Annotated in this window: 19 protein-coding genes; 8 read left to right on the forward strand and 11 right to left on the reverse strand. The window is 59.9% G+C overall.

The annotated features are described in order from the left end of the window. The 3 genes from U1A24_RS07805 to U1A24_RS07815 all read right to left on the reverse strand — a co-directional run. Positions 1-337: Hsp70 family protein (locus tag U1A24_RS07805; RefSeq protein WP_322321417.1), on the reverse strand; the 337-nt coding region annotated here is incomplete at its 3' end. A gap of 206 nt (positions 338-543) precedes the next feature. Further along, positions 544-1,161 carry an SH3 domain-containing protein gene (locus tag U1A24_RS07810; RefSeq protein ID WP_322321418.1) on the reverse strand — a complete coding sequence of 206 codons (618 nt, stop codon included), beginning with the start codon at positions 1,159-1,161 and terminating at the stop codon, positions 544-546. Continuing rightward, positions 1,158-1,979: an ABC transporter permease gene (locus tag U1A24_RS07815; RefSeq protein WP_322321419.1), complete on the reverse strand. Its 822-nt coding sequence runs from the start codon at positions 1,977-1,979 to the stop codon at positions 1,158-1,160. The genes U1A24_RS07810 and U1A24_RS07815 overlap by 4 nt, the downstream gene beginning before the upstream one ends. Positions 1,980-2,115: 136 nt before the next feature. Between U1A24_RS07815 and cysQ the strand changes: the two genes are divergently transcribed. The 8 genes from cysQ to U1A24_RS07855 all read left to right on the forward strand — a co-directional run bounded on the left by cysQ (position 2,116) and on the right by U1A24_RS07855 (position 11,290). After that, entirely contained in the window at positions 2,116-2,910 is a 795-nt protein-coding gene (gene cysQ / locus U1A24_RS07820) for a 3'(2'),5'-bisphosphate nucleotidase CysQ (RefSeq protein WP_322321420.1), read from the forward strand. Continuing rightward, positions 2,907-3,695 (forward strand): manno-octulosonate cytidylyltransferase, encoded by a 789-nt coding sequence (locus U1A24_RS07825; RefSeq protein WP_322321421.1) that lies wholly within the window; start codon positions 2,907-2,909, stop codon positions 3,693-3,695. Before cysQ ends, U1A24_RS07825 begins: the two co-directional genes overlap by 4 nt. Then, a complete protein-coding gene (locus U1A24_RS07830) occupies positions 3,692-4,894 on the forward strand; it encodes a glycosyltransferase family 2 protein (RefSeq protein ID WP_322321422.1) in 1,203 nt (400 codons plus the stop codon). The genes U1A24_RS07825 and U1A24_RS07830 overlap by 4 nt, the downstream gene beginning before the upstream one ends. A 177-nt stretch (positions 4,895-5,071) precedes the next feature. Further along, entirely contained in the window at positions 5,072-5,965 is an 894-nt protein-coding gene (gene galU / locus U1A24_RS07835) for a UTP--glucose-1-phosphate uridylyltransferase GalU (protein ID WP_322321423.1), read from the forward strand. A 3-nt stretch (positions 5,966-5,968) separates the two neighbouring features. Beyond that, the gene (locus U1A24_RS07840) at positions 5,969-7,135 is read left to right on the forward strand and encodes a glycosyltransferase family 1 protein (RefSeq protein ID WP_322321424.1); all 1,167 of its coding nucleotides are present in this window, start codon (positions 5,969-5,971) and stop codon (positions 7,133-7,135) included. Positions 7,136-7,198: 63 nt separating this feature from the next. After that, positions 7,199-8,188: a glycosyltransferase family 2 protein gene (locus U1A24_RS07845; RefSeq protein ID WP_322321425.1), complete on the forward strand. Its 990-nt coding sequence runs from the start codon at positions 7,199-7,201 to the stop codon at positions 8,186-8,188. Next, a complete protein-coding gene (locus tag U1A24_RS07850) occupies positions 8,185-9,882 on the forward strand; it encodes a beta-1,6-N-acetylglucosaminyltransferase (RefSeq protein ID WP_322321426.1) in 1,698 nt (565 codons plus the stop codon). The genes U1A24_RS07845 and U1A24_RS07850 overlap by 4 nt, the downstream gene beginning before the upstream one ends. Before the next feature lie 34 nt (positions 9,883-9,916). Next, entirely contained in the window at positions 9,917-11,290 is a 1,374-nt protein-coding gene (locus U1A24_RS07855; RefSeq protein ID WP_322321427.1) for a nodulation protein NodH, read from the forward strand. A gap of 20 nt (positions 11,291-11,310) precedes the next feature. Here U1A24_RS07855 and U1A24_RS07860 read toward each other — a convergent pair whose 3' ends face one another. The 8 genes from U1A24_RS07860 to U1A24_RS07895 all read right to left on the reverse strand — a co-directional run bounded on the left by U1A24_RS07860 (position 11,311) and on the right by U1A24_RS07895 (position 18,013). Then, positions 11,311-11,778, reverse strand: coding sequence for a PTS sugar transporter subunit IIA (locus tag U1A24_RS07860; RefSeq protein ID WP_054006688.1), 468 nt, complete (start codon positions 11,776-11,778; stop codon positions 11,311-11,313). Positions 11,779-11,815: 37 nt separating this feature from the next. Then, on the reverse strand, positions 11,816-12,391 hold the full coding sequence (hpf, locus tag U1A24_RS07865) for a ribosome hibernation-promoting factor, HPF/YfiA family (RefSeq protein WP_322321428.1): 576 nt from the start codon (positions 12,389-12,391) through the stop codon (positions 11,816-11,818). Between the two features lie 224 nt (positions 12,392-12,615). Continuing rightward, positions 12,616-13,368, reverse strand: a complete 753-nt coding sequence (lptB, locus tag U1A24_RS07870; RefSeq protein ID WP_322321568.1) for an LPS export ABC transporter ATP-binding protein — start codon at positions 13,366-13,368, stop codon at positions 12,616-12,618. A 14-nt stretch (positions 13,369-13,382) separates the two neighbouring features. Then, the gene (locus U1A24_RS07875) at positions 13,383-13,874 is read right to left on the reverse strand and encodes an LptA/OstA family protein (protein ID WP_322321429.1); all 492 of its coding nucleotides are present in this window, start codon (positions 13,872-13,874) and stop codon (positions 13,383-13,385) included. Positions 13,875-13,886: 12 nt separating this feature from the next. After that, positions 13,887-14,489, reverse strand: a complete 603-nt coding sequence (locus U1A24_RS07880) for a hypothetical protein (protein ID WP_322321430.1) — start codon at positions 14,487-14,489, stop codon at positions 13,887-13,889. Next, positions 14,489-15,481: a KpsF/GutQ family sugar-phosphate isomerase gene (locus U1A24_RS07885; protein WP_322321431.1), complete on the reverse strand. Its 993-nt coding sequence runs from the start codon at positions 15,479-15,481 to the stop codon at positions 14,489-14,491. Before U1A24_RS07885 ends, U1A24_RS07880 begins: the two co-directional genes overlap by 1 nt. Continuing rightward, positions 15,462-16,076 carry a ribonuclease D gene (locus U1A24_RS07890; RefSeq protein ID WP_322321432.1) on the reverse strand — a complete coding sequence of 205 codons (615 nt, stop codon included), beginning with the start codon at positions 16,074-16,076 and terminating at the stop codon, positions 15,462-15,464. Before U1A24_RS07890 ends, U1A24_RS07885 begins: the two co-directional genes overlap by 20 nt. A 332-nt stretch (positions 16,077-16,408) precedes the next feature. Continuing rightward, on the reverse strand, positions 16,409-18,013 hold the full coding sequence (locus U1A24_RS07895) for an FGGY-family carbohydrate kinase (protein ID WP_322321433.1): 1,605 nt from the start codon (positions 18,011-18,013) through the stop codon (positions 16,409-16,411). Between the last annotated feature and the right edge of the window lies 1 nt (position 18,014).

Genomic DNA, 18,014 nt, shown 5'->3' on the forward strand with positions numbered 1-18,014 from the left:
GTGCCGGAGAATACTTCTCACCGCGCACTTCGACCCAAGCGTCACCATTGCCGCCGTTGGTGATCTTGTAGGGCATGTTCTTCTGGTCTTTGACGATGACCGGATCGTCATGGCGACGACCAATCAAACGCTTGACCGCGAAGATGGTGTTGCTGGCGTTGGTGACAGCCTGCCGTTTTGCAGCTTGCCCGACCAGACGTTCGGTTTCCGTGTAGGCGACGATAGACGGCGTGGTGCGCGCGCCTTCCGAGTTTTCGATGATCCGGGGTTGCGATCCGTCCATGATGGCGACGCAAGAGTTGGTCGTCCCGAGGTCAATCCCAATGACTTTGGCCATAAGTAGGTCCCTTTCCTTCGGCGATGTTGTGGTGCGGAACCCAAGCAGGCATTCCGTCCCGATCCCATGAGACCCGGAAGGGCTACTGCCCGTTTCCGGCTTCTGGGCGTATATAGGCAGGCTGATTTGACCCTGCAAGCGCTGCGTGGGGGGTAAAACTCAATGAATGATCGGAAAAATTGCCGGAGTTGGGTTACACGCCAGATTCAGGGCACCAAACGGCAGCAGCCGTGCAGGGTTTGCGCAGTCTGATTTGGGCGGGCAGACTGGAACAGATCAACGCTGATGCCAAAGCTTTGGTCCGACATGCCATCCGAACAGGCCTGACCGCGCAGCACGGCCATGCCACTGGCGTCTGCGCTGCTGTATTGCACGGCGGCAGTGGGGTGAAAGGCGCTGCCCGGCCATGTACCGGTCACGTCCATTTCGGGCCCCTCCTCCTCGGGGGTGGTGATCTGTGCCGAAAGCGTGACGGGATCAACCGACAGCGCCCAGAACGGCTCGGTCCCCGCACAATGCAGGCCATGCTCCAGCGCAAACCAGTCGGGCCGATCTTGTTTGTGCAAAAAGCGCAGCGCGACCCAGCCCGCGCCCTCACCCGCATTGATCTGCGCCCATTTGCCATCAGCGCTGAGTGCTACCACCTCGACGGCTTTGGCATCCGGGGGCAGCGCACCCATCACCGGGCTGGAGGCATCCGCCCCAGAGCGGATGTTCAACACGTCATCACTGGCCACCCCGGCCACGTCATAAAGCGCGGGCAAAACCTGCGCCCCCGCCAGCCCTGCCCAAAGCAGGCCGATCCACAACACCAACCACTTCATCGCCCGGCTCCCCAACTGGCTGAGACATGTTTGCGGGTGTAGTTTTCACCCATCAGGCCAATCACGATTAGCACGAAGGTGACCCAGATGGTGTATTCGATCGAGCTGTTGTGCGGATGATAGTTCTGAAACATATAGCCGCGGGTCTGGTCGATGGAGTGAAACAGCGGGTTCCATGTGTAATAGTGCAAAAGGCTGGCGGGCATCGAATTGGCCAAAAACATCTTGCCCGAAAAGATCATGTTGGCGCGTGCATAAATCGAGGTGGCAATGCTGAAAAACTCTGGTTGCCAAGGCGTTGCGGCCTTGAAGATCATGCCCACGCCGACGCCCGAAGCCCAGGACAGCATGTAGATCCCGATCACCGGGACCGGCTCATAGATGGTGATCGGTGTCCACAGCGCATGGTAGGCAAACAGGATGCAGCCAGCCGACAGGGTTTGCAGATAAAGTGCACCAAGCGCGGCGGACGAAATAGAAACGATGGTATTCATCGGCGAGTGTTTCATCATCGCCGAGGTTGGCCCATCAGACTTCGATACGGCACTCAGCGTCTTGGCATGGGTGGCAAAGTTGAACACCCCCGACATGATATACAGCACGAAATCGCCGCGCAGCGCCGAGCCACGCATCCCCAGCAGATCGAACAGCAACACCATGATCACGACCATCAGCACCGACTGAATGATGCTCATCAACAGGCCGATGACCGCATTGCCATGTTGTTTGCGCACGTTGCGTACGGCGGCGTGAAAGATCAGCTCCAGCATGCCAAAGGCGCTGGTCACCTTGGTCCGTTTGACTTCCGGGCGAAACATCTACCGCAACCTCATTCTGGGCTTGACCCATTATAGCGCAGGAAATCTTGCTGTTCCCTTTCCAAGCGATGATAAAGGCGAAGCATGTAATAATCAACAACGCGGCAATTCGATGGCGCGCTTGTCAGGAGAGCCTATGAACTTTGACCATCTGATCCCCGTCATCCGCCGCCTCGCGCTTGAGGCTGGCGACCGCATCATGCAGGTCTACAATGGCCCGGATTTTGAGGTGAAGTCGAAATCTGACACCAGCCCGGTGACCGAGGCCGATGAGGCTGCCGATGTGATCATCTCGGCTGGCCTGCGCGCGGCCTTCCCGGATGTCGTGCTGATCACCGAAGAGCAGGCCGACAGCCACGCGCTGACGGCGTCAACCTTCCTGATCGTCGATCCGCTGGATGGCACCAAGGAATTCGTGCAGCGCCGTGGCGATTTCACTGTGAACATTGCCTATGTTGAAAACGGGGTGCCGTTGCGCGGTGTGGTCTATGCCCCGGCGCAGGGGCGGTTGTTTTACACCCAAGCGGATGGCGTCACGGTCGAAGAGACGGGGGCCTTTGCCAAGGATGCGGCTGGTCCGGTCAGCGTATTGTCGGTGTCAAAGCCCGACAATGCAGCGCTGATGGTGGTGGCCTCGAAATCGCATCGCGATGCGGCAACCGATGACTACATCGCGAAATATGCCTGCAAGGATATGAAATCTGCAGGCTCCAGCCTGAAATTCTGCCTGCTGGCGACCGGAGAGGCGGATCTCTATCCGCGCCTTGGCCGCACGATGGAATGGGACACCGCTGCAGGCGACGCCGTGCTGCGCGGCGCTGGTGGTCATGTCGTGCGGTTTGATGATCACACCCCGCTCGCCTATGGTAAGCAGGGCTGGGACAACCCGTTCTTCATCGCCTACGCCCCCGGCGTGACCTTGAAAAAATGAGCGTGCTTCTCGTCATCCCCGCCCGCTACGCAAGCACGCGCTACCCCGGCAAGCCCTTGGTTTCGCTGAAAGGCAAGGATGGCGAGAAGTCCCTGATCCGTCGCAGTTGGGAGGCCGCAATGGCCGTGCGTGGCGTCAGTCGTGTGGTGGTGGCCACCGACGTCGACCGCATCCGCGACCATGCGACGGGCTTTGGCGCCGAGGTGGTCATGACCTCGTCCACCGCGCAAAACGGCACCGAGCGCTGTGCAGAAGTCGCCGCCTTGCTGCCGGGCTATGACATGGTGGTGAACCTGCAAGGCGACGCACCGCTGACGCCCGCATGGTTTGTCGAAGACCTGATCGCGGGCCTGCGCGCCGCACCCGAAGCCGATATCGCCACCCCGGTTCTGCGCTGTGACGGTCGCGCGTTGAACGGCTTTCTTGCGGATCGTCGAGCGGGTCGCGTTGGCGGCACAACGGCGGTTTTCGGTGCGGGGATGCGAGGCCTATACTTCTCGAAAGAGGTTATCCCCTTCACCACCCGCAGCTACGCCGATAATGAACCCACCCCGGTGTTCCATCACGTTGGCGTCTACGCCTACCGCCCCGCAGCACTGGCTGCCTATCCAGACTGGCCCGTTGGCCCGCTGGAAACCCTCGAAGGTCTGGAACAGCTCCGCTTCCTGGAAAACGGCCGACAAGTTCTGTGCGTTGAGGTCGATGGCAAAGGTCTGACCTTCTGGGAGTTGAACAACCCCTCCGACGTGCCGGTGATCGAGGCCGCTTTGGCAGCGCTTGGATGACCACCCCGCCCGTCAGCGTCATCGTGGTCAGCCGCCACCGCACGGCGGCGCTGATGCGCTGCATTGTGGCTCTGACTCAGCAGGATCACCCGAATTTCGAGTTGATCGTGGTCGCTGACCCCGAGGCGATAGGGCAAGTTGAAACCCTTCCCTTGCCGCTGAAATGCGTGCGTTTTGATCAGGCCAACATCAGCGCCGCCCGCAACGCAGGGTTGGCTGTGGCCGCAGCCCCGGTGGTGGCTTTCATTGACGATGATGCGGTCGCCGAGCCGACGTGGCTATCTCGGCTGACCGTCCCCTTAGCCGATCCAGACGTAACCGCCAGCACCGGCTTTATCCGGGGCCGCAATGGCATTTCCTATCAATGGCAGGCCTGCGAAGTCGATCAATTCGGCCAAGACCATCTGCTGATGATCACAGAGCCCACGCTGCGCCCCGCTACCCCAAAACGGGCGGTGAAAACCCAAGGCACCAACTGCGCCTTTCGCCGCGATGCCTTGCTGGCCATCGGCGGCTTTGATCCGGCCTATCGGTTTTACCTCGACGAAGCCGATGTGAACCTGCGCCTGCCCGGACTGACCGCGATCATCCCCGACGCCCAAGTCCATCACGGCTATCTTGCCAGTAACCGCCGCGCCGCCAATCGGGTGCCGCTCAGCCTGCATGACATCGCGGCCAGCACCGCGATTTTCCTGCGCCGCCATGCACCAGAGGCTGATCTGGCTGAGGCAATGAAGGCTCTGTCTCTGCGGGAATCGAGCCGTATCGCCGCACATCGCCGCGCTGGTCGTATTGACGCTGTGGCCGAACTTGCCCTGCTCACCAGTCTCACCCAAGGCTGGGCCGAAGGGCTTGTCCACCCGCTGACCGCCCTACCGCCCCTTCCCCCCGCCACTGCTCCGTTGCAGCCGTTGGGCACTGGCCCGCGCCCCGGCAAAATTCTTGCCGGAAGGTTCTGGCAAAAGCGCCGCCTGCTGGCCGAAGCCGCCGCCAGCACCACAACCATCACCACGGTTTTTCTGTTCAGCCCCACCGCCCGCCCGCACAAGCTCAGCTTCCAGTCGGAAGGCTATTGGCTGCAAATCGGCGGTATATTTGGCCAATCCACCCGGCAAGGCCCGCGCGTTCGGCTGGTGTCTTTCCGCAAGCGCATCGCCGAAGAAACCGCGCGGCTCGCCCGTTATCGCCCCACGGATTGACCGGAAGAACGTCGCGCTGCGTCGGCGCAAATTTTCCCCGCAGCTTGTCATTCAATTCCGTGGTATTACATTGCTACAAACACAGACGCCAAAAAGCTGACAGATTGTTCTGTCAAGCATTGTGCGTTAGTGTGTAACCTGCCCAAAAATGCTTGGGCAGCGCGAAAGATTGGGCAAATGAAGATCAAAAAAGTCACGAAAGCAGTGTTCCCGGTTGCCGGCATGGGCACACGGTTCCTGCCAGCCACCAAATCTATCCCGAAAGAGATCATGACGCTGGTTGACCGGCCCCTGATCCAATACGCGATCGACGAGGCGCGCGCGGCGGGCATCAAGGAATTCATTTTCGTCACCTCGCGTGGCAAATCCGCGCTTGAGGATTACTTTGACCACTCGCCCGAGCTGGAAAGCGCCCTGCGCAAGTCTGGCAAAGATGATCTGTTGGAGATTCTGAAAGAAACCAACATGGATTCCGGCGCAATCGCCTATCTGCGCCAAACCCGGCCCTTGGGGCTTGGCCATGCTGTCTGGTGCGCGCGTCGCCTGATCGGGGATGAGCCGTTTGCCGTGCTGCTGCCGGATGACGTGATCGCCGCTGAAAAACCCTGCTTGCAGCAGATGATGGAAGCCTATGAGCAAACCGGCGGCAATATGGTTGCCGCGATGGAAGTGCCGCCGCACAAGGCATCCTCCTATGGCGTGTTGGATATTGCCGAGGATATGGGCGCGATCGTGAAAGCCAAAGGCATGGTTGAAAAACCGAAAGCCGAGGATGCACCGTCGAATCTGGCAGTGATCGGGCGTTATATTCTGTCGCCCAAGGTGCTGAATAACCTGAATAAAATGAAGCAAGGCGCGGGCGGAGAGATTCAGCTGACCGACGCGATTGCCGAAGAAACCAAGACCGGCAACGTCTATGGCTATCGCTTCCGCGGTCAGCGCTATGACTGCGGCTCGAAGGCGGGATTCCTGCAGGCGACGGTGGCCTTTGGCCTTGCGCGCCCTGATCTGCGTGAGGAATTCAGCGCCTATCTGAACGACATGATCGCGCTGCAAAAGGCGGCGCAGTAAGCTGTGGCCCCGGCGCGGCTGCTTGACCTGACGCGGCTGATGTCGCGTCTGGGCAAGGGGCCGATGACCGGGGTAGACCGCGTCGAATACGCTTATCTTGAGCAATTCTTGCAGCTGGAAACCCCCTGTTTGGGCCTTGTGCGTACAGCTGCGGGTTTTTTGCTTTTGGACCATGTGGGTATGACCGCCCTGCGCAACGGCAGGCTTGATCTGACCCGCAATGACCTGATTGGCCGCATCGCTTGGCGCCGCGATCCTGCAAGGGGCGGGGCAGAGGCCGCTTTGCGCCGCCTCGCCATCGCCCGCTGCATCAAGCGCGGTCTGACCCGTCTGCTTAAGCGTCACCTGCCCCCCGGCTCCAGCTATTTCAACACCGGCCACGCCAATCTCGACGACCGCAGTTTGCGCCAGATCCGCGCCGCTGGGCTGAAGATTGCCGTGCTGGTGCATGACACCATCCCGCTTGATCATCCCAGATTCGCCCGCCCCGATAGCGTGGAGCCGTTCCGCCGCAAGATGCAGGCGGTTGCCAGCCATGCCGATCTGGTGATCCATACCACCCACACCACCCGCGCCCAGACCGAGGCGCAACTGGCGCAGCTGGGCCGCGTGCCAGACGGCATCACCGCCAATCTGGGCGTTCCTGTTGCGAAACCTGTTGCCACAGCCCCGCCAAGGCAGCCCTATTTCGTCGTGCTTGGCACCATCGAGCCACGCAAGAACCATGCCCTTCTTCTCGACCTTTGGGCGCAGATGCCTGACCCGCCCGGACTGCTGATCATTGGCGGCCGCGGCTGGTCCAACGCCGCTGTCACCGCGCGGCTGGATGCGCTGCCAGCTGATTCCCCAATCCAGGAATGCGTGGGCCTGAGCGATGGCGAAATCGCCTTCCTGTTGCAAGGCGCACAGGCTTTGCTCTTTCCAAGCTTTGTCGAGGGCTTTGGCATCCCCGCGCTAGAGGCCGCAGCGCTGGGCACCCCGGTTGTCACATCAAATCTGCCAGTGTTTCAAGAGCTTCTGGGGGAGTTCGCAGTTTACCTTGACGTTGCGGACAGTTATTCTTGGATGGAAACAATCAGCCGTCTTACTATGGCTGATAACACCGACAGGAGGGTACAGACGCCGCCGCAGTGGGCAGAACATTTCAGGCTTGTGTTAACCAGAATGTGATACCCCGTTCGGATCGGTGACGGGGCGATTGGAAGTTTAGGGTTGAGCGTACTTTCAAGATACATGCTGCGGCTGGCGCGAAAACGCTGGCGCATCCGCGCTTTTCGAAAGCGGCGGGAGTTGCGCGGTGTTGTTGATCGCACCAATCTGATCGGCTCGGATCATATCCTGCTGTTCTCAACCCTGCGCAATGAGCGTATCCGCCTGCCCTATTTCCTGCGCTACTACCGTAATCTGGGCGTCAACCATTTCATTATCGTGGATAATGACAGCGACGATGGCAGCCGCGAATATCTGCAAGCCCAGCCCGATGTCTCGCTCTGGACCACCCAGCACAGCTACAAACGTGCCCGTTTTGGCGTTGATTGGCTGAACTATCTGCAAAATAAATACGCCCACGGCCATTGGGCGCTGATTGTCGATCCCGATGAGTTCTTCGTTTACCCGTTCTGCGATACGCGGCCGTTGCGGGCGCTGACCGATTGGCTGGACGCCTCGTCAATCAAATCCTTTTCGGCGATGTTGCTGGATATGTATCCGAAAGGCCCGTTCGACGCCGCCCCTTATGCCGAGGGCCAAGACCCATTTGAGGTGGCTCCGTATTTTGATAGCGGCAATTACATCATTCACCGCAACAAGAAATTCGGCAATCTGTGGATCCAGGGCGGCCCGCGTTTGCGAATGTTCTTCCAGGATCTGCCCGAACGCGCGCCCGCGCTGAACAAGATCCCGCTGGTGAAATGGGATCGCGATTACGCCTATGTGTCATCGACCCACATGCTTTTGCCACGGGGCTTGAACCAAGTTTACGACGAATGGGGCGGTGAAAAAGCCTCAGGTTGCCTGCTGCATGCCAAGTTCCTCGATACCTTCGCCCATAAGGCCGAAGAAGAGATGGAACGCCGCCAGCACTACGCCAACAGCCACGAATACCGCGCCTACCGGGCCGGGATCAGCACCCAGCCCGATCTGTGGTGCAAGTGGAGCGAGAAATACATCAACTGGCGTCAGTTGGAGATTTTGGGCCTGATGTCGAAGGGCAACTGGGCATGAGCGTGGGCATCGTCATGCTGTGCCATACCGCGTTTGATCGTGCGGCCCAAGTGGCGCGGCATTGGGCGGTGCGCGGTTGTCCAGTGGTGATCCATGTGGATCGGCGGGTGAAGCGCAAGGCCTATGACGGCTTGGTCAAATCCTTGATAGACCTTGATAACATTCGCTTTTCGGGCCGCCATGCCTGCGAATGGGGCACTTGGGGCATCGTCGCCGCCACGCAAGAGGCGTCAACCATCATGCTGCGTGATTTCCCGCAGGTGCGGCATGTCTATCTGGCTTCGGGTTCCTGTCTGCCGCTGCGCCCGGTCGAGGAAATGGTTGCCTATCTGGCGGAACGGCCGCGCACCGATTTCATCGAATCCGTCACCACCGAAGATGTCGGCTGGACCATCGGCGGCTTGGATGTGGAACGTTTCACCCTGCGATTCCCCTTCAGCTGGCGCAAAAAGCGCCGGCTGTTTGATGGCTACGTCCGCCTGCAACGCCGTCTTGGTTTCCGTCGCCGCATTCCGGCAGGCATCGTGCCGCACTTAGGCAGCCAATGGTGGTGCCTGACCCGGCAGACCTTGTCGGCCATTCTGGAAAACCCCGAGCGTGCCGAGATTGATCGCTATTTCCGCCGCGTCTGGATCCCGGATGAAAGCTATTTTCAAACCTTGGTACGGCAGGTCTCGGCCAATGTCGAAAGCCGCTCGCTGACGCTGTCGAAGTTTGATTTTCAGGGCAAACCGCACATCTTTTACGACGATCACCTGCAACTGCTGCGGCGGTCCGATTGTTTTGTTGCCCGCAAAATCTGGCCCCATGCCGGGCGGTTATACAAGACATTTCTGTCCAATGACCCCGGCGGCCAAGCGGCGGCAGAGCCTAATCCCGGCAAGATTGACCGGCTGTTTGCCAAAGCGGTGGAACGCCGCACCAAGGGCCGCCCCGGTCTTTACATGCAGTCGCGCCATCCCAATGAAAACTGGGAAAATGGCCGCACCGCAGCCCCCTATTCGGTGTTTGAAGGCTTTGCCGATCTGTTTGAGAATTTTGAAATCTGGCTTGGCAAAGCCACTGGCACCCGCGTGCATGGCCATCTGTTCGCCGCAGAGTGCATCGAGTTTGCCGGTGGTGAGAAGATCTACAACGGTGCGGTCTGCGATTCCGCCGCCATCCGCGACTATAATCCCACCTCGTTTCTCACCAACCTGATCTGGAACACCCGAGGTGAACGCCAGTGCTTTCAGTTCGGCCCAAATGACAGTCAGGTGCTGACCAATTTCATCGCGGGCGATCCAAACGCGCAAATCTCGGTGATTTCAGGGGCTTGGGCGATCCCGCTGTTTCACTCCAACAGCAATTTCGGCGAAATCCGCAAGGAAGCCGCCCGCCTGCAAAAGATTGAAGCCGAGTTCCTGACCGAGCTGCGCAAGCCTTGGGTCAAAGCGCGGGTGCGCAGTTGGTCTTTGGCTGAATTTGTCGAAAACCCGATGGAGCCTTTGCAAACCATCGTTGATGAAATCAGCCCGCGCGCCATGCGCCGCCTGACCGAAGCGCCGCGTCTGGCCGATCTGACGGGCTTTGGTCAATTCCTGCAAAACCTGCGCAATCAGGGCATGCAGCCCGTGTTGATGGGTGATTTTCCGACCGGCGATGGCCCGCGCCCCTCGACTTCGCGGCGCGGCCGCCCCTATTTGGTGAAGTGATTTGCCCGACCTAAATACCCGATTCAGCTCTTTCGTGATCTTCGCCGAAATGCGCACCGGATCGAACTTTCTTGAGGCCAATCTCAATTCCCTCGACGGCGTCACCTGCCACGGTGAGACCTTCAATCCCTACTTGATCGGCGGCGAAGGCAAGCAAGAGATGTTCGGCATCGACATGGCCGGGCGCGATGCCGATCCCGCAGGCTTTCTGCGCGCCATGCGGATGCAGACCAAAGGGTTGGCGGGTTTCCGCTATTTCTCAGATCACGACCCTCGGGTGTTTGATCTGGTGATGGCCGACCCTGCCTGCGCCAAGATCATCCTGACCCGCAACCAGCTGGAAAGCTTCATCAGCTGGAGGATCGCGATGGAAAGCGATCAGTGGTGGCTGGCCAATACCAAACACCTGAAAACCGTGCGGCCGCGGTTCGATCTGGCAGAGTTCAACGCGCGGATTGACCAGCTTCAGCAGTTTCAACGCAAGCTGGTGCATGCGCTGCAAACCACCGGCCAGACCGCTTATTACATTGATTATGAAGACATTCGTGACTTGGATGTGCTGAACGGCCTTGCCAGTTTCCTCGGCGTGCCCGCCCGTATCGAGGCCTTGGATTTCCGTTTCAAAAAGCAAAACCCCGAGGCGATTGCGGAAAAAGTCTCCAACCCGTTGGAGATGCAGCAGGGTCTGGCGACGCTGGATTGGTTCAACCAAAGCCATGTGCCGAATTTTGAGCCTCGACGTCTGGCCGCCGTGCCGCAGTATGTCGCGTCAGAAGGGGCCGATCTGCTGTTCATGCCGATCAAATACGCACCCGAGGCGCAGCTGAAGAAATGGCTGCAAAGCTACGGGCCGCTGTTGCCCGGCTTTGATCGGCAATCGCTGCGCAAATGGAAAGCCGCACATCCCGGTCAGCGCAGTTTCACTGTGCTGCGTCATCCGCTTGCCCGTGCCTATACTGCGTGGTGCGACTTCACCGCCAAGGAATGGATGCCAGAGCTGCGGCCCTACCTGAAACGCGTGCATAAATTCCAGCTGCCGCCAAAGGGCAAGCCCTTTGAGACGATGGAAGAGTTTCGCGCGGGCTTTCTGGTGTTCCTCGAACTGATCAAGCACGTTTTGGCAGGCCGCACCGAATTGCGGGTGATGGCACAAATCGCCTCACAAGGGGCGATCCTTCAAGGCTTTGCGCAGGTGCAAAGCCCGGATTTGTTGATCCGGGAAGACAAGCTTGCTGAAGGTCTGACCTGTCTCTGTGCCGATCTTGGCATTGACGCCAAAGCGCTGCCAACTGTGGCTGACAAGCACCCCTACCCCCTGGCGCAGCTTTACGGCCCCGATCTCGAAGCCGCCGCGCGGGAAGCCTATTGGCGGGATTACGAAGGCTTCGGCTTTCGTAACTGGGCTTAAGCGAGCTTCGGCAGTGGGGCTTACGCCGCCACCTGCGGCGTCCGCGCTTCGGTCAGGATCGCATACAGCTTGTCGGGGTCGGTGTTCGCCCGCAGCTTGGCGCAAATCCCCGGATCACGCATGGTGCGCGACACTTGTGCCAGCGCTTTCAAATGCTCAACCCCGGAATCCTTCGGTGCAAACAAGCCGAACACCAGATCCACCGGCTGGCGATCCACGCTTTCATAATCCAGCGGTTTCTCCAGCCGGATGAAAACGCCGAAAATCTTCTCAATTTCCTCAAGCCGCGCGTGGGGCAGGGCGATGCCGTTGCCCACCCCGGTTGGCCCAAGGCTTTCACGTTCCTGCAAGCCATCGACGACGATCGCCGAAGACAGCCCATAGGCCTGAAAGGTCACCTCTCCCAGTTCCTGGAAGAGGCGCTTTTTACTGGTTAATTGACCAAGAACCCGGACAGCTCCCGGTATCAGAAGTTTAGATAGGTCCATCCGGCGTCTCGTCCTTCCGCGCCCTGAAAGAGCTGCGTTATTTGGTGTTGCGCGGGTCAATCCAGCCAATATTCCCGTCGTCGCGACGGTATACGACATTCACGCCCGCATGTCCTTCATTACGAAACACCAGAAACTTCTGACTGGTCAGTTCCAGCTGCATCACGGCCTCACCCACGGTGATCGACGGAATCTTGGCTTCCATCTCGGCAATGATGATTGGCTGCGCGACCGCGTTGTCATCGTCTTCCGGTTCTTCGGTTGGAGCGAGGATATAGGACGAGCCTTCGCCGAATTCAACCGGCACCGGACGGCTGTGGTGATGGTTGCGGATACGCCGCTTATAGCGCCGCAACTGTTTGTCCATCTTCTCGCGGCAAGATTCAAAAGCTGCGTAAATCTCGGTCGCATGACCCTTGGCTTGGGCGTTCAGCCCGGTCGACAGATGGATCACCGATTCGCAAACAAACTCATGCGCCGACTTGGAAAAAACGATGACGGCCTCGGTCGGACGCTGAGCGTATTTCTCAACAACCTCGCCCAGTTCGGACTTCACATGGGTTTGCAAAGCCTCGCCGATGTCAATTTGTTTTCCGCTGATCTGGTAACGCATGATGCCTCCTTTAGCGCATAGGGTCATAGACTTCCGCAAGACGCGGAAGGGTAGACTTGCTTTGATTTACAGGTGGTTAACGAGACCAATCGCCAACAGTGGCGGGGCCTTTTAGGGGCCGCTTCCGTCTGATTGGGCAAGGCGCAATGGGCTCGCATCCTTATCATTTGGGGATGCGACAGGGCACTTGTCAACAGGGCTGTCACGCCATTGTTAAACTTGCGCTAGATGATGCGGAAATTCTCGCCCAGATAGACCCGGCGCACCATTTCGTCTTTGACGATTTCCTCGGTCGTGCCGGTTTTCAGCACCACCCCATCGTGGAGGATGTAGGCGCGGTCCACGATCTCTAGTGTTTCGCGCACGTTATGGTCGGTGATCAGCACGCCGATGCCGCGTGATTTCAGATCATGCACCAGATGACGGATTTCGCCGACAGCGATGGGGTCCACCCCAGCGAAAGGTTCATCCAGCAGCAGATATTTCGGATCAGCGGCCAGACAGCGCGCGATTTCGACTCGGCGACGCTCCCCCCCTGACAGGGCCAGCGCAGGCGCGCGGCGCAGGTGGGTGATCGAAAATTCGGACAGCAGTTCTTCCAGCCGCTCGCGCCGCTTGTGGTGATCCTTCTCGCGGATCTCCAGCACGGCGAGGATGTTGTCTTCCACCGACAGCCCGCGAAAAATCGAGACTTCTTGCGGCAAATAGCCAATCCCCAACTGCGCCCGCCGATACATCGGCAGGCTGGTCACATCGCGCCCGTCGATCACCACCTGCCCGCTTTCCGGCGTCACCAATCCGGCGATGGTGTAAAATGTCGTGGTCTTGCCGCAGCCATTCGGCCCCAGCAACGCCACAACCTCACCCCGGTTCAGATGCAGCGACACGTCGCGGATCACCGGGCGGCGTTTGTAGCTTTTGCGGATATGCCGGATCGACAGACCAAGTTCAGTCTGGCCCGCATCGCCATCCGTCATCGTCGGATCAGGCATCACTTCTTCCCCGGCACGAAGGTGGTCTTCACCCGGCCTTCCATGCGGCCCATGCCGGTTTTCAGATCAATCACCAGCTTGCCCGCGGACATCGCCGCCTGGCCTTGGGTCAGCAGCACATTGCCGGTCATCACCACCTCGCCCGAGGCGATGGTATAAACCGCGCTATCCGCCTGCGCCGCATCGGTGGCATTCACCAGCAGCACCTTGCCGGTCGCATACAGCGTCTCGATGCTGGTCTTGTCGGCACCATAGGCGACACGCACCTCATTGGCCGAAAGCTTCATCGCGCCCTGACTGACCACGACATTGCCGGAAAACATCGCGGTGCCATCGCCTTGATTGACCGTCAGGGTGTCGGCGTTCACCTCAACCTGTGCTGTCGGGTCAGCCTTCAGCCCACCGAAGGCCACTTCCGCCCCTTGGGCCAAAGCAGTCTGTGCAAGCGCCACAAGCAGTGCGGCGGAATAGGCGATATTACGGATCAGCATCGGAAAATCCTGTCATCTACCCGGCTGGTATAGCAGCCGCACCTTGCCGTTGAAAACCAGAAGATAGGGGCCCGCCGTGCCTTGCTGCGAAAGCAGCATATGATCAGCGGTCAACTGACCACCCGGACCCATTGCGCTGATCGGGCCACGGCTTTCGATGCGGGTGGTATCTGTCGCCACGCCCATCCCCTGCGCCTGCACGACATAACCATTGGACGAGCGCAGTTCCGCCCCGTCGGTCAGCTCGATCATCTTCTGCGCGGTATCCAGCGCCACCGCAGCCGAAGCGAGTTCGGTCTTTGTGCCATCGGGTGTTTGCAGCAGACCTTGCACCAGCTTCAGGCTGCCACCCTCTGCCGTCGGTTTGGCTTCGCCCGCCGTGATGCTCAGCGAAGCGCCGTCCGAGGTCATCCCGGCAAACCCCGCATCTGTCATCTTCGGGTCGCGCAAGCGATCCTCAACATCAACCGCGGCATAGGGGATCGCGTCTTCGGGATTGATCTTGCGCGAGAACAAGAACAGCGTCGACAGCAACACCAGCGCGATCAGCGGCAGCAGCACTTTCAACACGGCCACCAAGCGCGAATGCCACTTGTCACGCAGCGGGATCGCCATCAGATCACCCCTGCGCGCAGGCAATCATGGATATGCACGATGCCATGCGCCCGACCGGGCTGTGCCGGGTCCACGGCGAACAGGCAGGTGATCTTGCGTTCGTTCATCACAAGCACCGCCGCTTCGGCCAAAGCATCCGGTGCCACCGTGGCAGGGCTGCGGGTCATCACGGCACCGGCGGTCAGGCTAAGCAGCCCATCCATATGCCGCCGCAAATCGCCGTCGGTGATGATCCCCACCAACGCGCCGGCCTCGGTCACCCCCACCACGCCAAAGCCTTTCTGGCTGATCACCAGCAAAGCCTCGGTCATCGGGCTGTCAGCCTCGATCAGCGGCAGATCGACATGCATCAGGTCACGCACCTTCAGCAGCTTTGCCCCCAGCTTGCCACCGGGATGAAACAGCCGGAAATGCTCGGGCGTAAAGGCGCGATGCTCCATCAACGCCACCGCCAACGCGTCACCCAAAGCCAGCATCATCGTGGTCGAGGTGGTCGGCACAATGCCGGTCGCGCAGGCTTCCGGTGCATCTGGCAGCAAGATCGCCACATCCGCTTGCCGCACCAATGTGCTGTCGCGGCGCGCGGCCACAGCAATCAACGGAATGCCAAATCGCCGCGTGTGCGCGATAATATCGGCCAGTTCCACCGTCTCACCCGAGTTCGACAGCACCAGTGAAACATCGCCCTTGGTCAGCATCCCCAGATCGCCATGACTGGCTTCGCCCGGATGCACGAAATGCGCGGGCGTGCCGGTGCTGGCCAAAGTTGCCGCGATCTTGCGCGCGACATGCCCCGACTTCCCCATGCCGGACACGATCACGCGCCCGGTCGCGGCCATGATCAGCTCTGCCGCCTGCGCAAAGCTTGGCCCCAGATGATCGGCCAGGATCAGCAAAGCCTCGGCCTCGCGCCGGATCACCCGTTGTCCGGCTGCCAGAATATCTGTGACGCCCGGATCAAGTGTGCCCGTCTCAGTGGTGGAAAAGGTCATTCGGCTCGTCCCATCCCAAAAGATCCAACTCGGCGCGGGTGGGTAGGAAATCAAAACAGCGCTGCGCCAGATCCAAGCGATCTTCGCGGATCAAAATGGCCTCCAGCGCCTTCATCAACTTGTGCAGGTAAAGCACGTCCGACGCCGCATATTCCTTCTGCGCCTCCGTCAGCGTGACCGATCCCCAATCCGAAGTCTGCTGTTGCTTGGATACATCCACGCCGACCAGCTCATTCAGCAGGTATTTCAAGCCATGCCGATCCGTAAACGTGCGGATCAGTTTCGCCGCAATCTTGGTGCACCACACCGGAGCGGTCGTCACCCCAAACGCCTGTTTCATCGCGGCCACGTCAAAGCGGCCGAAGTGGAACAGTTTGATCACCTCCGGGTCGGTCAGCAATGCCTCAAGGTTCGGAGCCGATTTTTGACCTTTGGCGATCTGCACCAGATGCGCATTGCCATCGCCCGACGACAGCTGCACCAGACACAACCGATCCCGCATCGGGTTCAGCCCCATCGTCTCGGTGTCAATGGCCACAACCCGGCCAAGTTTCAGCCCAGCGGGCAGGTCGTTTTGGTAAAGATGAATGGCCAAGGGTGCCGCCTTTTGAGATTGCTTTGAGTGACATGGTGATAGGCGCAAACCCCCGCAAACTCAACCAGCCCTGCATTGCCAACCCTGCATTGATTGACTTGAACCGCCGAAAGCGCGGAATTTGCGCGCTCAATGGGTCGCAGACTCCGTTTGTCGAAGCCACCAAAACCAGAGATTTACGCCAAAGGCTCTTTGGAATCAGAAGCAGAAACAGTGTACCACATCCCTCCGAGGCCGTGGCCGCGCGCCAAACCTTAACAAATCCTTAATGTGGCTACCCTAACCAACAGATATATAACAATAAAATTTGGTCCCGAGTTGGGACCGCCGCTTCAGGCCGTGTTGCGCACCAAACGCGCCGCGTTTTGCAATGCCTTGAAGGCCTCATACCGGGCGCTGTGGACCCCAATATGCCGCCCCAGACTGGGCGGAAAGCTTTGCTTCGGCCGCGACATCGCCGCCATCGCCTGCGGGATCGACCCATAGCGCCCCGCCGCAACCGCCGCCAAGATCGCCGAACCCAGCAGCACCGGCTCCTCCGCCGCTGTCGCCACCACCGTCACCCCCGTGCTGTCAGCCAAAACTTGCCGCACCAGATCATGCTGCCCCGCACCCCCGCTGATCATCACCCGCTTGATCGGCGCACCATGGGCCGCCTGCGTGTCGATGATCTGCCGCAAGCCATAGCCGATACCGCAGAGACCCGCGACATACAGCTGCACAAGGCTGGCAAGGTCTTCCTCCATCCCCAAGCCCGCAATTAGCGCGCGGGCATGTGGATCAGCGAAAGGCGCGCGGTTGCCCAAAAATTCCGGCACCACATGCACCCCCCCGGCTAGGTCGACCGCATCCGAGGGGTTGGCCGAGGTCTCCGCCGCCTGATTGGCCAGCCAGACCGCCAACGGCAGTCCCGCAGCTTTGGCCGCAGTTTTCGCGTCGGCATGGGCGGGGTGCAGCTTCAGCAAGTGATCAATCGCGGCTCCGGCAGCCGACTGGCCACCTTCGTTCAGCCACATGTTCGGCACCATCGCCGAGAAATACGGCCCCCAAACGCCGGGAACGAACTGCGGCTTTGCCGTGGTGGTCATAGTACAGGATGAGGTGCCAAACACATAGGCCATATTCTCGGTCGCATCCGCTCCCAGCGCGCCAACGGTGCCGACACCCCCAGCATGGGCGTCGATCAGCCCCGCCGCGACCGGGGTTCCCGCGCACAGCCCAAGGTCATCGGCGGCCTCAGCCGTCAACCCTTGCGCCAGCGCCGTGCCGGGTTCAACCATCTCGGTGCCGATGCGGGCAAAGCCTTCATCCGCCAGTACGCCCAACCCGATCTGCTGAAAGTAACTCGCATCCCAGCGTTTTTCATGCGCGAGGTAGGTCCATTTGCAAGTGACGGTGCAAGTAGACCGCGCGCGGCTGCCAGAAGCTTTCCATGTCAGGAAATCGGCCAGATCGAAGAAATCCGCCGCCGCATTGAAGGTCGCTGGGCGGTTTTCGTGCAGCCAGAGCAGCTTTGGCGTCTCCATCTCGGGCGAGATCACGCCGCCGACATATTTCAGCACATCATGCCCTGCGGCATTGATCCGCTCGGCCTGTGCCAAAGCGCGGTGATCCATCCAGACGATGATATTGCGGGCCGCGTCTTCCGATGGCCCGACCGCTAGCGGAACCCCGCCCGCGCCCAGCACCACCAGCGAACAGGTGGCGTCAAAGCCGATCCCCGCCACCTCTGCCGGAACAATCCCTGCCGCTTTCACCGCCCCACGCACCGATTGGCAGACGGCATCCCAGACCTGATCTGAGGATTGCTCGACAATCGACCCCGCCTCGCGCCACATTACCAGATCGGCTTTGGCCGAGGCCAGCATTGCGCCCTTCGCGTCGAATACCCCGGCGCGCGCGCTGCCGGTGCCAACGTCAATGCCGATCAGGTACATG

Origin of the sequence: Cypionkella sp. (assembly GCF_034376685.1) — a bacterium.
Lineage (GTDB): Bacteria > Pseudomonadota > Alphaproteobacteria > Rhodobacterales > Rhodobacteraceae > Cypionkella.